Raw genomic sequence first — 15,670 nt, forward strand, 5'->3', positions numbered from 1 at the left:
TGAGTTCATCATCATGGAGAAAGCTGCAATGCCCAGCCCACTGCACCCGGAGCAACGCCGGTTCCCTCTGCACATCCATATCAGCGTGATGTTCACCTTCCTGCTGTTACTGACCGGAGTGGTGCTGGGCATTTTCAATTATCGGCAAACCACCCAGATCATTCTTTCCAGCAGCGAAAAGCTCTTCAACCGCATCGAGCAGGATGTCCGTCTGGACCTGCATCGCACCTATCAGCCGATTCGTCATTTGCTGAGCCTGCTGGCGGACAATCCGGCAACCGAGGCGCCCGATCTTGAGCAACGCCTGGCGTTGCTCAAGCCCTTCAGCCAATCGCTCAAGGACAACCCCGATCTGGCCTCGCTGTACCTGGGCTATGGCAATGGCGACTTCTTCATGGTTCGTCCCCTGCGTACCGCCGCCCTGAAAAACTTGGTGAAGGCACCGGACTCGGCGGCGTATGAGGTGTGGAGCATCGAACACTCAAGCAGCGGTCAGAGCCGCTCCCAATCATTGTTTTTCGATCAGAACCTGGCCCTCATCAGCCATCAGGACAACCCCGACGAGACCTACGATCCCCGTACCCGCGCCTGGTTCTCCAGCGCCCTCGGCAATCACGATCAGATCACCACCGAGCCCTACCTTTTTTTCTCCACCCGCAACGTCGGCACCACACTGGCCCGGCGCAGTGGCGAGCAGGCGGTGATGGGGGCCGACCTTACGCTGGCTGAACTGTCAGCGACCCTGGCCGAACATGTAGTGACCCCCAGTACCGAAATTGTGCTGTTCGATGCCGAGGGTAATGCCATCGCTTACCCAGATAGCAGCAAACTGATCGTCGACGAGCAGACGGCCCGGCTGATCAAAGCCGCAGACTTAAGCCCCACCCTCGCAGCCCTGCTCACCAGCCCCCACAAGGTCAAACGCCTGAACGCCGCAGGCCGCCAATGGATCGTGGCACGCAGCAGCATCCAGGAGGGTGGCCCGAAGGGACTGCAACTGGCGCTACTGGTGCCAGAGGACGAATTGCTCGTCGATGCCTACCGCATGCGCTGGCAAGGCGCGTTGATTACCTTGGCGACCCTGCTGTTGTGCCTGCCGATGGGTTGGCTGACCTCGAGAATTCTGGTCAAACCTTTGCACGCCCTGGTGCAGGAAGCCGATGCGATTCGCAGTTTCGATTTCAATTTTCCGGCCTCCCGTCGCTCGCCGGTGCTTGAAGTCGACCAATTAAGCGTGTCGATGGCGCGCATGAAAGACACCTTGGCGAGTTTTTTCCAGATCACCGACAGCCTGAGTGCCGAGACCCGTTTCGCCCCGCTGCTGCAACGGGTGCTGTTTGAAACCGTGAAGATCGGCCAGGCCCAGGCCGGTCTGCTCTACCTGCGGGAAAGTGATGACGATCGCGTGGAGCCTCATGCGCTGATCATCAATGGCAGCTCACAGGCATTGCCGTCATTCGACATTCAAGGACACACACCTCAGGATCCGCAGAGCCCTCAATGGATGCAGAAATTGTCGAGCGCCAACAATGTCGTCACCCACCTGGGTTTCGAAGAGGCGGCGGATTTGCAGAAGGTTTTGCTCTCACTGGAGTGTCCGAGGGTTCATCTGATCGGTATACGGCTGCACAATCGTCATAACGAAACCGTCGGCCTGCTGGTCCTGCTGCTGACCGACAGCGGCACGCAAGACGATCTGGAAAAACTTCGCCCGGATCGCATCGCGTTTCTCCAGGCGGTTTCCGGTGCCGCCGCCGTGAGTATCGAAAGTCAACGCCTGCAAGCCAAACAGAAACAGTTGCTGGACTCTTTTATTCAATTGCTGGCTGGCGCGATCGATGCCAAGAGTCCTTATACCGGCGGTCATTGCCAGCGGGTGCCGGCACTGACGCTGATGCTGGCGCAGGCGGCCGCAGCCAGTCAGGACCCGGCCTTCAGCAACTATCAGCCCACCGACGATGAGTGGGAAGCCCTGCACATCGCTGCCTGGCTGCATGATTGCGGCAAAGTCACCACCCCTGAATACGTGGTCGACAAAGCCACCAAGCTTGAGACCCTGAACGACCGCATCCACGAAATCCGCACCCGTTTCGAAGTGCTCAAGCGTGATGCCTGGATCAACTATTGGCAGGCCATCGCCCTGGGAGGTGACGAGCAGCATCTGGCGCAATTGCGCAATGCGAACCTGGCGGCGCTGGATGATGATTTCGCGTTCATCGCCCGCTGCAACCTCGGCAGCGAGGCCATGGCCGAGGCCGACCTGCAACGCCTGAACACCATCGCCCAACGCACCTGGACCCGAACCCTGGATGATCGACTTGGGGTTTCGTGGGAAGAGAACCGTCGCCAGGCCCGGACCCCGACGCCGACCCTGCCAGTCAGCGAGCCGCTGCTGGCGGATAAACCTGAACACTTGCTCGAACGCGCCGACAGCGAACTGATCCCGGCCGACAATCCCTGGGGGTTCAAGCTCGACGTACCTCGCTACAAGTACAACCGGGGCGAGCTCTACAACCTGAGCATCACCCGAGGCACACTGACCCGCGAGGAGCGTTACATCATCAATCATCACATGGTGCAGACGATTCTGATGCTCAGTCACCTGCCCTTTCCCGGCCACCTCAATAACGTCGCGGAGATCGCTGGCGGCCACCACGAAAAAATGGACGGCACCGGTTATCCCAAACGGTTGAAGCGCGAAGACATGAGCTTGCCGGCGCGGATGATGGCGATTGCCGATATTTTCGAAGCGCTGACCGCCGCCGATCGCCCCTACAAGAAAGCCAAGTCCTTGAGCGAAGCGCTGGGCATCATGGCCACCATGTGCCGTGATGCCCACATCGACGCTGAATTGTTCGGGCTGTTCATCAACGACGAAGTCTACTTGCAATACGCCAAGCGTTTTCTCGACCCAGAACAGATTGATGCGGTCGACCCGCCAAGCCTGCTGATCAAGGCCGGCTTGATGGCCTGATCAGCAGTCGGTCAGACGCAGGAAAATCGCCGCCAGTTGCTCGATACCGGCCTGATCGTCAGCAGTAAAACGCGCGAGTTTCGGGCTATCGAGGTCGAGCACACCGATCAGTCGACCGTCCTTGACCAGCGGCACCACCAGCTCGCTGTTCGAGGCACTGTCGCACGCGATGTGCCCTGGGAACGCATGTACGTCTTCAACCCGTTGTGTCTGCAAGGTGGTCGCCGCCGCTCCGCACACACCGCGACCGAATGGAATCCGTACACAGGCGATCTGCCCCTGAAACGGGCCAAGCACCAGTTCTTCGTTGCGATTAAGGTAGAAACCGGCCCAGTTCAGGTCATCGAGCTGGTTGAACAGAAACGCCGAAAATTGTGCGGCGTTAGCGATAAAATCACGCTCGTCTGCCAGCAACGATTCCAGCTGTGCCCATAGCATGCCGTAGCCCTCCAGGCCCTGGCCGCTTTTTTGTAAATCGATCATGCCTTGTGCTCCAACAGCTTCAGCCCGACCCAATAGCGGGCAAATTGATACGCGCAACGTCCGTTGCGATTGCCCCGGCCCGTGGCCCAGCGCACGGCGAGGATGTCCAGCTCTTCGTCACGCTGCCACTCAAGGCCGGCCTTGTCGGCCAATTGGCCGATCCAGTGTTCGACGACGTTGAGGAAATGCTCCTGAGTAAACGGATAGAACGACAGCCACAGACCAAAACGGTCCGACAGCGCGATCTTGTCTTCCACCGCCTCACTGGGATGGAGTTCGCCATCGACCCTTTTCCAGTTCTCGTTATCGCTTTCCTTTTCCGGTACCAGATGGCGACGGTTGGAGGTGGCGTACAGCAGAACGTTGTCTGGCGCCTGTTCGAGCGAACCATCGAGTACGCTCTTGAGCACGCGGTAATCGCCCTCGCCCGACTCGAACGACAGGTCATCGCAGAACAGCACAAAGCGCTGAGGCAACTTGGCGATCTGCTCGACCACGCGCGGCAAGTCCGCCAGGTGATCGCGTTCGATCTCGATCAGCCGCAGGCCGCTCTTGGCGTGTTCCGACAGCAAGGCGCGCACCAGCGACGATTTACCGGTGCCACGCGAACCCCAGAGCAAAGCGTGGTTGGCCGGCATGCCGTCGAGAAACTGTCGAGTGTTGCGGCCCAGTTGCTCCAGTTGCCGGTCAACGCCGATCAAGTCGGACAAACGCGTGTCCAGGCTGACTTGCAGCGGCAACAGAAAACCGCTGCGCCCCTCGCGCTGCCAGCGTGCGGCCAGGCACTGCGTCCAGTCGATGGTTTGCCGAGGCGCGGGCAGCAGCGGTTCGATACGGGCCAGAACGGCATCGGCGCGTTCAAGAAAAGCATTCAATCGGGAATCCACGTCTTCTCCTCGGGCTCATTCACGGTAATGATGGCGATACAGCGACGAAACACAGCGTCTACACCCCCTACAGGTGTTTTACGAGAACATCGGTATCCATTGATGATCGACTATGCTTGAGCAGCGAAGGGAAACGGAAGTGGTTCAACATCCCATGGATATCAAGTTCAGCCACCGGCTGTCGTACAAACAAGCCAAGCTTACGGTGCTGGTCGGTTTCATTCTGGGCACGCTGCTCAGCCTGCTGCAAATAGGCATCGATTATGCCAGCGAAGACGCCTCCATCAACCGTGAAATACTGTCGTTGCTGGAAATCAGCCATAACCCCGCATCCCGCATCGCCTACAACATCGATGCCGAACTCGCTCAGGAACTGGCCTTGGGTCTGCTGCGCTCCCCGGCAATCATCGGCGCGCAATTGACCGACAACAACAGTACCGTGCTGGCCAGCGTCAAACGTCCGGGCCTGGAAAACAATGACCGGATGATCAGCGACTTCCTGTTCGGCGCTAACCGGCAGTTCGAAGACCGCCTTTACCTCGACCACTTGCCGGACGAATCCCTCGGGACCTTGCGCCTGGAAGTCGACACCTACACCTTCGGCAGCCGTTTCCTGCGCCGGGCCGAAGTGACCCTGCTCAACGGCTTCGCGCGCAGCCTGATTCTCACGGGCATTCTGCTGGCGCTGTTTTACGTGATGCTGACCAAACCGCTGGTGCGGGTTATCCGCGAACTCAGTGGCCGTGATCCGCGTAGCGCGGAACCGACGTTGCTGGAGTGTCCGACGGGGCATGAAAACGATGAAATCGGGGTCTTGGTCGAGGTCGCCAATCAGCAGTTCGAAAATATCGCCACCGAAATCCAGCAACGGCGCAACGCCGAAAACCGCCTGACTGACTACCTCTCGCAACTGGAAAACATCGTCTCGGCCCGCACCGCGGAACTCAAGGCGATCAATACCCGCCTCAGCCAATCCAACGAGGAACTGGAAGTCGCCCGCAGCACTGCCCTGGACATGGCCGAAGCGCGCTCGGTGTTCCTGGCCAACATGAGTCATGAAATCCGCACGCCCCTCAACGGCCTGCTGGGGATGATCGCGCTTTCACTGGACGGCCCGCTCAATGCCGAGCAGCAACAACAGCTGTCCATCGCCCATGACTCGGGCAAAGTGCTGGTGGAACTGCTCAACGATATTCTCGACCTGTCGAAGTTCGATGCCGGCCAGCTCGAACTCGAACACATTCCATTCGACCTTGGTTCGCTGATCGAAGACACCGCCAACCTGCTGTCCCAGAACGCCGCGCCGAGTGTCGAGCTGGCATGCCTGATCGACCCGCAATTTCCCGCACTGGTGCTCGGTGATCCGACCCGGGTCCGGCAGATCGTCAGCAACTTGTTGTCCAACGCCCTCAAGTTCACCCGTTTCGGGCGGGTCGATGTGCGTCTTTCAACGTTCGAAGACGGTGTGCGAATCGAAGTCTGCGACACTGGCATCGGCATCGCCCAGGATGCGCAGGTCAAAATCTTCCAGCCGTTCACCCAGGCCGGTGCCGGCATTACCCGGCAATTCGGCGGGACCGGGTTGGGCCTGGCGCTGACTTATAGCCTCTGCGAAGCCATGCAAGGGCGTCTGACGATCAGCTCGGAAGCAGGCTTCGGCAGCCAGTTCTGCGCCGATCTGCCCCTGCCCTGCCATACCCGGGCCATTTCTCCGGCCGCATTGCGGGGCAACGTCGTCGCGATTACCGCCGCCAGCAGCGGTCTGGCGGAACTGCTGAGCAGCCTGTTGCCCGGCTGGGGGCTCGACTACCAGCAGCGTTCCATCGATGACCGGTTGATCGGTCTGGAGCCAGATGTGTTGATTACCGACTGCCCCGAATGCCTGTTTGGCCTGCGCCCTACCTTCACCGCGCCAATTCTGCTGGTGACCGCTTACGGCAGTTTCCTGCCCAGCGACCAAGTCAACGCCCTCGCGCCCTTGCAACAACAGGCACGGCCTCTGGCGCGCAATGCGCTTTACCAGACACTGCGGCGGATCTTGCAACCGGAACTCACCACGATCAACGGGGCCCGGATCGAAGCCATCTCACCCCAGCGACGCGGACGCATCCTGCTGGTGGAGGACAACCCGGTCAATCAGTTGGTGGCCAAGGGCATGCTCGGAAAACTCGGTTGCGAGGTAAGCGTCGCGGCCCACGGCGGCGAAGCGCTGGATCAGCTTGAGCAGAGCGAATTCGATCTGGTGCTGATGGATTGCAACATGCCGGTGATGGACGGCTATGAAGCCAGTCGGCAGATTCGTCGCAGCGGGCGCTGGCCACAGTTGCCCATCGTCGCCCTGACCGCCAACGCCATGTCCGAAGAACGCGAACGCTGCCGTGCGGCGGGCATGAGTGACTACCTGGCCAAACCTTTCCGCCGGGAAGAACTGGCCGCCCTGCTTGACTTGTGGATACCCACTACGACAGCGCTTTGATTTGCCCCAGCAGGTGATCAAGGCCGTCGCGCAGATCATTCAGGCGATCCAGATCGACACCGCTATCGCACAACAGCCGGGCCTTGAGCGGCCCGACCTGATCGCGCAAGGCCTTGCCGGCGGGCGACAGGCTCAAGTGCACCTCACGCTCATCGCGCGCCGAACGCTGACGCTGCACCAGCTGCAGTTGCTCAAGGCGCTTGAGCAGCGGCGTCAGGGTCCCTGAATCCAGTGCCAGGCGCTCACCCAAGGCCTTGACCGTCGGCTGCTCCGGGGCCGCCTCCTGCCATTCCCACAGCACCAGCATCGCCAGGTATTGCGGGTAAGTCAGGCCCAACTGATCGAGCATCGGTTTGTAAGCGCGGATCACCGCCCGAGAAGCGGCGTACAGCTTGAAGCAGAGCTGACTGTCGAGCTTCAGCGAATCAACTGACAACGTGTTCATTTGAGCAGGGCTTCGATCTCGCGGCTCAGGTCCTGCGGTTTAGTCGCCGGAGCAAAGCGCTTGACCAGCTGGCCGTCCTTGCCGATCAGGAACTTGGTGAAGTTCCACTTGATACCTTGGGAACCCAGCACACCCGGGGCGCGCTTTTTCAGCTGCACAAACAGTGGATGGGCGTCGGCACCATTCACTTCGATCTTCTTGAACAGCGGGAAACTCACCCCGTAATTCAACTCGCAGAACTCGGAAATAGCCCCCTCGTTGCCCGGCTCTTGCTTGCCGAACTGATTGCAGGGAAAGCCGAGCACCATCAGGCCTTGATCCTTGTAGGTCTGCCACAGCTCTTCAAGACCTTTGTATTGGGGGGTGAAACCGCATTTGCTGGCGGTATTGACCACCAGCACCGCTTTGCCGGCGAAATCGGCCAGGGTCTTTTGCTCGCCCTTGATGGTAGTGCAAGGGATGCTCAGCAGGTTGTCGCTCATGGCACGAACTCCGAATGAAGGAAGATCAAACATAGCGAGCAATTGAATTGTGTGCAATTTAATAAATCAATAGCCCCCACACACACCTCCCCTTGGAGATTATTCGCGGGGAACGAGGTCCAGGCACACCGAGTTGATGCAATAACGCAGGCCAGTGGGTGGCGGACCGTCCGGAAACACATGTCCAAGGTGCGCATCGCATGTGGCGCAGACCACTTCGGTACGGATCATGCCGTGGCTGACATCACGGATCTCGACCATCGCGCTGTCGCCGATCGGCGCGTAGAAGCTCGGCCAGCCGCAGCCGGAATCGAATTTGGTCTTTGAGTCGAACAGGGGCGCTTTGCAGCAGATGCAATGGTAAACACCGTCGACCTTGCTGTCGTTGTACTTACCGGAGAACGGCCGCTCGGTGCCCTTGAGGCGGCAAACGTTGTACTGCTCCGGATCGAGCATTTCACGCCATTCTTCCAGGGTTTTTTCCAACTTTTCCATGATCACACCTCAGCAGCTGAAAAAGCCCGATCTGTACCTTTTCCACGGATCGGGCGGCACGTATGATTGCGCCTCGTCAAACGCCAGTCTGGCAGCCAGACCACGCGCATTCAAACAGATTATGGGTGCCGCCACTCAAGGCGTCAGGCCTGTGTGAATACGCAGGATTCCCAGTACGGTCGTTCATACGCCGCCTGGATCGTTCATTTTCGGGAACACATCGCCATGCAGGTCAGCAAATCGAACAAGCTCGCCAACGTCTGCTACGACATTCGCGGCCCAGTGCTCAAGCACGCCAAACGCCTGGAAGAGGAAGGTCATCGCATCCTTAAGCTGAACATTGGCAACCCGGCGCCCTTTGGTTTCGAAGCGCCGGATGAAATCCTTCAGGATGTGATCCGCAATCTGCCAACCGCCCAGGGCTACAGCGACTCCAAGGGGTTGTTCAGCGCTCGCAAGGCCGTGATGCAGTACTACCAGCAAAAGCAGGTGGAAGGCGTCGGCATTGAAGACATTTATCTGGGCAATGGCGTTTCCGAGCTGATCGTGATGTCGATGCAGGCCCTGCTCAACAACGGCGACGAAGTGCTGGTGCCGGCTCCCGACTATCCGTTGTGGACTGCCGCAGTAAGCCTGGCAGGCGGCAACCCGGTGCATTACCTATGCGACGAGCAGGCCAATTGGTGGCCGGACCTGGCTGACATCAAGGCCAAGATCACCCCGAACACCAAGGCCCTTGTAATCATCAACCCGAACAATCCCACCGGCTCGGTGTATTCGAAAGAAGTACTGCTGGGCATGCTTGAACTGGCCCGTCAGCACAACCTGGTGGTGTTCTCCGACGAAATCTACGACAAGATCCTGTACGACGATGCCGTGCACATCTGCACCGCCTCGCTGGCACCGGATTTGCTGTGCATGACCTTCAACGGTCTGTCCAAATCCTATCGCGTGGCTGGTTTCCGTTCCGGCTGGGTCGCCATTTCCGGCCCCAAACATCATGCCCAGAGCTACATCGAAGGCATCGACATACTGGCCAACATGCGCCTGTGTGCCAACGTGCCGAGCCAGCACGCCATCCAGACTGCGCTGGGCGGCTATCAGAGCATCAATGATCTGGTGCTGCCACAAGGGCGTCTGCTGGAACAGCGCAATCGTACCTGGGAACTGCTCAACGACATTCCGGGCGTGAGCTGCGTCAAGCCGATGGGCGCACTGTATGCGTTCCCGCGGATCGACCCGAAAGTCTGTCCGATCCACAACGACGAGAAATTCGTACTCGACCTGCTGCTCTCCGAGAAGCTGCTGGTGGTACAGGGCACGGCCTTCAACTGGCCATGGCCGGACCACTTCCGGGTCGTCACCCTGCCACGGCTCGACGACCTGGATCAGGCCATCGGCCGGATCGGCAACTTCCTCAAGTCCTACCGCCAGTAAGTGGCCTGTCACCGTGCGACGCTTGCGAAAGTCGCACGGTGATTAATTCAGCAACATATCTTTGCCCCCTGCCCTGCACCGTTGTTTCAAGCGCTGACTGACGACACGTTTCATGCCCGCGCCTAACAATGGCGGGGGCCTGCGACGCTAATTGTCTGATAACCGTTTCCCATGCCGACGTCGGAAATGCCCTTCAAACAGCTAGACTGCTGCTGTAGGACACAGTTTGAAATAGTCACCCGGTTGAATAGCCCGGTGCAGCACCTTATATACCCCGCAGTACGCTACATCTTTAGCACGAGGAGATTTCTACAACCATGATGCGCATTTTGCTGTTTTTGGCCACTAACCTGGCGGTCGTGCTGATTGCCAGCATCACCCTGAGCCTATTCGGCTTCAACGGGTTCATGGCGGCCAACGGGGTTGATCTCAACCTCAATCAGCTGCTGATTTTCTGTGCGGTCTTTGGTTTCGCCGGTTCCCTGTTCTCGCTGTTCATCTCCAAGTGGATGGCGAAAATGAGCACCAGCACCCAGATCATCAGCCAGCCGCGCACCCGGCACGAGCAATGGCTGCTGCAAACCGTCGAGCAACTGTCCCGCGAAGCCGGGATCAAGATGCCCGAAGTCGGGATTTTCCCGGCCTATGAAGCCAACGCCTTCGCCACCGGCTGGAACAAGAACGACGCCTTGGTCGCGGTCAGCCAAGGCCTGCTCGAGCGTTTCTCGCCGGATGAAGTGAAAGCCGTTCTGGCCCATGAGATCGGCCATGTGGCCAATGGCGACATGGTCACCCTGGCGTTGATCCAGGGCGTGGTGAACACCTTCGTCATGTTCTTCGCCCGGATCATCGGCAACTTTGTCGACAAGGTGATCTTCAAGAACGAAGAAGGCCAAGGCATTGCCTACTACGTGGCGACTATCTTCGCTGAACTGGTCCTGGGCATTTTGGCCAGCGCGATTGTCATGTGGTTCTCGCGCAAGCGCGAATTCCGTGCCGACGATGCCGGCGCACGCCTGGCAGGTACCAGCGCAATGATCGGTGCCCTGCAGCGTCTGCGTGCAGAACAAGGGCTGCCGGTGCACATGCCGGACACCCTGAATGCCTTCGGCATCAACGGTGGTCTCAAACAAGGGTTCGCCCGCATGTTCATGAGCCACCCGCCGCTGGAAGAGCGTATTGACGCATTGCGTCGTCGGGGCTGACAGGCTCCGCACCAAAAGAAAAGGCCCGCAGTGATGCGGGCCTTTTTTTGTCTGTTTGGATGTTGTGGTGCTCATCTGGCCCCATCGCGAGCAAGCTCGCTCCCACAGTTGATCGAGTCGCTCAGGCGGACGCTGCCTAATGTGCGAGCCTGCTCGCGATGGGGCCGGTACAAATAACACAAATCTATAAACTGGAAACCCGATAAACCCGCTCTTCAAGCCGCGTGACACCAGCCTCAAGAAACTTCCAGCTCTCGCCCAGAACGTCCTGATCCTCCAAAATCTTCATTTCCCACGTCGCCCCGAACAACCGGCGCACTTCATCATCAAGCACAGCAAACGGCGGCCCGTCCATCTGCGCCTGGTCGTAATCCAGCGTAATCAAAAGCCCTAAAGCATCCTTCGGCAGAATCCGAATCAGATGAGCCGCGTATTGCTCACGCATCGCCGGCGGCAAGGCGATCAATGCCGCGCGGTCATACAGCCCGCTGCAGTCGGCGACATCGCCTGCCGTCAGCTCAAAGAAATCTCCACACCACAACTCGATTGAACCGGCACGGTAGACCTTGAACGGCCCCTGCTCACTGACGTCCGGGTCAAATTGATGCTCACTGAAGAAATCCTCCACGGCTTTTTCCGACAGCTCAATCCCCAAGACCTCATGACCTTGATGCGCCAGCCACAACAGATCCAGACTTTTCCCACACAACGGCACCAGCACGCGGGCGCCCTCTTCCAGGCCCAACGCTGGCCAGAACCGTTGCAGATAAGGATTCACTTCCGGCAGATGAAAGCCGATCTGATTCGACGCCCATCGTTTGTGCCAAAACTCCGGCTGCATAATTAACCCCGAAAAATTCGATCAAAAGACCCTAAAACTTATATTAGATTTAGATCAATGATCTGACTGAAGATGGTGCCATCTTACTCTCAGGAGCTCATTCATGTTCCCCAGCCTGTATATCTCTCATGGCTCCCCGATGCTAGCCCTGGAACCCGGCGCCAGCGGGCCGGCTCTCGCGCGTCTGGCCGCAGCATTGCCGAAACCCAAGGCCATCGTGATGGTTTCCGCGCACTGGGAAAGCAGCGAACTGCTGGTCAGCGGCAACCCCCAGCCTGAAACCTGGCATGACTTCGGCGGTTTTCCGCAGGCCTTGTTCGAGGTGCAATACCCGGCACCCGGCAATCCGCAACTGGCGGCAGAGGTGGTCGAGCTGCTGAAGGCCGATGGCCTGCCGGTGCGCATCGACACCCAGCGACCGTTCGACCATGGCGTTTGGGTGCCCTTGTCGTTGATGTATCCGCAGGCTGACATTGCGGTGGTGCAGGTTTCGCTGCCCACCCGTGGCGGCCCGGCCCTGCAAACCCGCGTCGGCCATGCCTTGGCCAGCCTGCGCGAACACGGTGTGCTGTTGATCGGCTCCGGCAGCATCACCCACAACCTGCGCGAACTGGACTGGCACGCCGGCCCGGAAAGCGTCGAACCCTGGGCCAAGGAGTTCCGCGACTGGATGATTGAGAAGCTTGAAACGAATGACGAAGCCGCATTGCACGATTATCGTCAGCAAGCTCCGAATGCTGTGCGCAACCATCCGAGCGACGAGCATCTGCTGCCGCTGTACTTTGCCCGCGCGGCCGGGGGTGAGTTCAGCGTGGCCCATCAGGGCTTCACTATGGGTGCGCTGGGGATGGACATTTATCGTTTTGGCTGAGACTTGATCGTTCCCACGCTCTGCATGGAACGATCAGGCAAAAAAAATCCCCGAACCAGTCGGGGATTTTTTATGTTCGATCAATCAGCTCGAGAGCGGATCAATCTTCGCGATAGCGACGCAGCTTCAACTGCTTACCGGCAACGCGAGTGTCCTTCAGTTTGGTCAGCAGACGCTCCAGACCATCTTCCGGCAGCTCGACGAGGCTGAAGCTGTCACGCACCTGGATGCGGCCGATGGCTTCACGCGCCAAACCGCCTTCATTCAGGATAGCGCCCAGCAGGTTCTTGGCAGCGATACCATCACGCGCACCCAGCGCGGTACGGCAACGAGCACGACCTTCGGCCAATGGAACCGGAGCACGACGCTCGCGATCACCACGGTCCGGACGATCACCGGAACGCTCTGGACGATCGCCACGCGGTGCATTGTTCGGCACCAATGGACGTTCTTTCTCGATTGCGGCCAGGGTCAGCGCCTGAGCATTGGTTGCCTTGCGCAGCAGAGCAGCGGCCAGTGCACGCGGGGTGCAACCGATGTCGGCGGTCAGGCGATCCAGCAGATCACCATGAGTCGATTCGGCATCAGCTACCAGCGGCGACAGGCTGTTGGTCAGTTTCTTGATGCGGGCATCAAGAACGGCCTGGGCGTCCGGCAGACGAACTTCGGCAACCTTCTGACCGGTTACACGCTCGATCACTTGCAGCATGCGGCGCTCACGAGGAGTCACCAGCAGCAGGGCACGACCTTCGCGACCGGCACGGCCAGTACGGCCGATACGGTGAACGTAGGACTCAGGATCGTACGGCATGTCGACGTTGAACACGTGAGTAATGCGCGGAACGTCCAGACCACGAGCGGCAACGTCGGTCGCCACAACGATGTCCAGACGGCCATCCTTGAGGGATTCGATCACGCGCTCACGCTGGTTCTGAGCAATGTCACCGTTCAGCGCAGCGGCTTTGTAGCCTTTGGCTTCCAGGGCACTGGCCAAGTCCAGGGTCGCTTGCTTGGTGCGCACGAACATGATCAGGGCGTCGAAATCTTCCACTTCCAGCAGGCTCAATACAGCCGAGGTCTTCTGGTCAGCGTGAACCAACAGGTGAGCCTGTTCGATCGCGGTAACGGTCTGAGTCTTGGTCTGGATCTTCACGTGTTGCGGATCGCGCAGATGGCGTTCGGCAATGGCACGGATCGACTGCGGCAGGGTAGCCGAGAACAATACGGTCTGACGGGTTGCAGGCAGAGCCTTGAAGATAACTTCGAGGTCGTCCATGAAACCCAGTTTGAGCATTTCATCGGCTTCATCGAGAACCAGGTGGTTCACGGTAGCCAGAACTTTTTCGTCACGACGCAGGTGGTCGCACAGACGGCCCGGCGTGGCGACAACGATCTGTGCGCCATTACGGATTGCTTTCAGTTGTGGGCCCATAGGCGCGCCGCCGTAAACGGCCACAACGGTAACGCCCGGCATTTGCTTGGCGTAGGTTTCGAAAGCGGTTGCTACTTGCAGCGCCAACTCACGGGTTGGCGCCAGGATCAGGGCTTGCGGCTCGCGCTTGGCAGGATCGATGCGGTGCAGGATCGGCAGGGCGAACGCGGCGGTTTTACCCGTACCGGTTTGCGCCTGACCAATCATGTCGTGACCGGCCATGATGATCGGGATCGATTGCTGCTGAATAGCCGAAGGTTCTTCGTAGCCGGTCGCAATGACAGCTGCAAGAATATTCGGATTAAGATTAAAAGCGGCGAAGCCGCCGGTTTCCTGGGTCATGGGTCTGCCTCTAAGTGCATCCGCAAAGACCCATGCTCCAAAGCTGCGCATGCCGTGTAAGACTCAAGAGTCGCCCTGGCTGCTTTGTCGGCGGGGATTTGCGAAAACGAATGAATGAAAAAGATTCGTCAAGGAAGAGTCCGCTGTGCGGACGTGCAGCCGAAGCTGGCTTCGGGGAATTGCGCTACCTAAACGCGGCCCGGTTAAAGGCCGGCGCGCACTATACCGGAATTCGCCCGAAAAGGGAGCTTTTTTTATCGGAAAAAACCGGCGCATACCGTTGTGTCACGGGCTTTTCGGATAATTGTGCGACGGTCTATTTTGCAAAGGCCCGGCCCTGCTGACGATGGCGCTAAAACGGTTCACTCTAGCGACGCAGACCTTCGGTCTGACACCCCCTTCCCCACCCGAGGAAATGTCCCATGAATCAGCCCAGCCCCAGTCGTGTAACCCGTGAACGACACGGTCATGTCCTGATGATCGGTCTGGATCGGGTGGCCAAACGCAATGCCTTCGACCTCGACCTGCTCAACGCACTCAGTCTGGCCTATGGCGAGTTCGAGGCCGACAGCGAAGCGCGGGTCGCGGTGGTGTTCGGCCATGGCGAGCATTTCACTGCCGGGCTCGATCTGATCAGCGCTGGCGCGGCCCTCGCCGAAGGCTGGCAGGCACCGCCCGGAGGCTGCGATCCATGGGGCGTGCTCGCAGGCCCCCGGGTCAGCAAACCAGTGATTGTCGCGGCGCAAGGCTACTGCCTGACCGTTGGCATTGAGTTGATGCTGGCTGCCGACATCAACCTGTGCGCCAGCAATACCCGTTTTGCCCAGAAGGAAGTGCAGCGCGGAATCTTCCCGTTCGGCGGCGCCACCTTGCGTCTGCATCAGGTCGCCGGCTGGGGCAATGCGATGCGCTGGTTGCTTACCGGCGATGAGTTCGATGCTCATGACGCCTTGCGTCTGGGGTTGGTGCAGGAGGTCATGGCCAGTGAGGACTTGTTGCCGCGGGCCATTGAATTGGCGGAGCGGATTGCCCGGCAGGCGCCGCTTGGGGTCCAGGCGACGCTGATGTCGGCCAGGCAGTCCCGCTATGAGGGTGAAATGGCGGCAGCTCAGGCATTGCCAGCGCTGGTGAAGACATTGCTGAACAGCGAGGATGCCAAGGAGGGTGTGCGGTCGATGATCGAGAAGCGGCCGGGCGTTTTCAAAGGAGTTTGAGGCATGTGTTGGCGAGTAGAAAGCCTTCGCGGGCAAGCCTCGCTCCTACAATGGTTGCGCGCATCCTGTATGTAGGAGCGAGGCTT

The 15,670-nt window shown here is 59.1% G+C and carries 13 protein-coding genes; 6 read left to right on the forward strand and 7 right to left on the reverse strand.

What is annotated here, in order from left to right:
• Nucleotides 1-28 precede the first annotated feature (28 nt).
• A complete protein-coding gene (locus PSH97_RS19780) occupies nt 29-2,974 on the forward strand; it encodes an HD domain-containing phosphohydrolase (protein WP_305446369.1) in 2,946 nt (981 codons plus the stop codon).
• On the opposite strand, the gene PSH97_RS19785 is transcribed toward PSH97_RS19780, so the two are convergent.
• Nucleotides 2,975-3,457, reverse strand: a complete 483-nt coding sequence (locus PSH97_RS19785) for a GAF domain-containing protein (RefSeq protein WP_305446370.1) — start codon at nt 3,455-3,457, stop codon at nt 2,975-2,977.
• Nucleotides 3,454-4,344 carry an ATP-binding protein gene (locus PSH97_RS19790; protein ID WP_305446371.1) on the reverse strand — a complete coding sequence of 297 codons (891 nt, stop codon included), beginning with the start codon at nt 4,342-4,344 and terminating at the stop codon, nt 3,454-3,456. The genes PSH97_RS19785 and PSH97_RS19790 overlap by 4 nt, the downstream gene beginning before the upstream one ends.
• A 154-nt stretch (nt 4,345-4,498) precedes the next feature.
• Between PSH97_RS19790 and PSH97_RS19795 the strand changes: the two genes are divergently transcribed.
• Entirely contained in the window at nt 4,499-6,820 is a 2,322-nt protein-coding gene (locus PSH97_RS19795; RefSeq protein ID WP_305446372.1) for a hybrid sensor histidine kinase/response regulator, read from the forward strand.
• On the opposite strand, the gene PSH97_RS19800 is transcribed toward PSH97_RS19795, so the two are convergent.
• From PSH97_RS19800 to msrB, 3 genes are all read right to left on the reverse strand, one after another.
• A complete protein-coding gene (locus PSH97_RS19800; RefSeq protein ID WP_038982224.1) occupies nt 6,804-7,265 on the reverse strand; it encodes a MarR family winged helix-turn-helix transcriptional regulator in 462 nt (153 codons plus the stop codon). The genes PSH97_RS19795 and PSH97_RS19800 overlap by 17 nt on opposite strands.
• Entirely contained in the window at nt 7,262-7,747 is a 486-nt protein-coding gene (locus tag PSH97_RS19805) for a glutathione peroxidase (RefSeq protein ID WP_305446373.1), read from the reverse strand. The genes PSH97_RS19800 and PSH97_RS19805 overlap by 4 nt, the downstream gene beginning before the upstream one ends.
• 99 nt (nt 7,748-7,846) lie before the next feature.
• Complete coding sequence (gene msrB / locus PSH97_RS19810) at nt 7,847-8,242, reverse strand: peptide-methionine (R)-S-oxide reductase MsrB (protein WP_305446374.1); 396 nt, start codon at nt 8,240-8,242, stop codon at nt 7,847-7,849.
• Nucleotides 8,243-8,467: 225 nt separating this feature from the next.
• Between msrB and PSH97_RS19815 the strand changes: the two genes are divergently transcribed.
• Both PSH97_RS19815 and htpX read left to right on the forward strand, forming a co-directional pair.
• Complete coding sequence (locus PSH97_RS19815) at nt 8,468-9,679, forward strand: pyridoxal phosphate-dependent aminotransferase (RefSeq protein WP_223483802.1); 1,212 nt, start codon at nt 8,468-8,470, stop codon at nt 9,677-9,679.
• Nucleotides 9,680-9,996: 317 nt separating this feature from the next.
• Entirely contained in the window at nt 9,997-10,884 is an 888-nt protein-coding gene (gene htpX, locus PSH97_RS19820) for a protease HtpX (RefSeq protein WP_008075669.1), read from the forward strand.
• A 184-nt stretch (nt 10,885-11,068) separates the two neighbouring features.
• On the opposite strand, the gene PSH97_RS19825 is transcribed toward htpX, so the two are convergent.
• Nucleotides 11,069-11,725, reverse strand: a complete 657-nt coding sequence (locus PSH97_RS19825; protein WP_305446375.1) for a thiopurine S-methyltransferase — start codon at nt 11,723-11,725, stop codon at nt 11,069-11,071.
• Between the two features lie 103 nt (nt 11,726-11,828).
• On the opposite strand from PSH97_RS19825, the gene PSH97_RS19830 reads away from it, so the two are divergent.
• The gene (locus PSH97_RS19830) at nt 11,829-12,596 is read left to right on the forward strand and encodes a DODA-type extradiol aromatic ring-opening family dioxygenase (protein WP_305446376.1); all 768 of its coding nucleotides are present in this window, start codon (nt 11,829-11,831) and stop codon (nt 12,594-12,596) included.
• Between the two features lie 100 nt (nt 12,597-12,696).
• Here PSH97_RS19830 and PSH97_RS19835 read toward each other — a convergent pair whose 3' ends face one another.
• Complete coding sequence (locus PSH97_RS19835) at nt 12,697-14,370, reverse strand: DEAD/DEAH box helicase (RefSeq protein WP_095078676.1); 1,674 nt, start codon at nt 14,368-14,370, stop codon at nt 12,697-12,699.
• Between the two features lie 422 nt (nt 14,371-14,792).
• On the opposite strand from PSH97_RS19835, the gene PSH97_RS19840 reads away from it, so the two are divergent.
• A complete protein-coding gene (locus tag PSH97_RS19840; protein WP_305446377.1) occupies nt 14,793-15,584 on the forward strand; it encodes a crotonase/enoyl-CoA hydratase family protein in 792 nt (263 codons plus the stop codon).
• Nucleotides 15,585-15,670: the final 86 nt, after the last annotated feature.

The organism is Pseudomonas cucumis (assembly GCF_030687935.1).
GTDB lineage: Bacteria > Pseudomonadota > Gammaproteobacteria > Pseudomonadales > Pseudomonadaceae > Aquipseudomonas > Aquipseudomonas cucumis.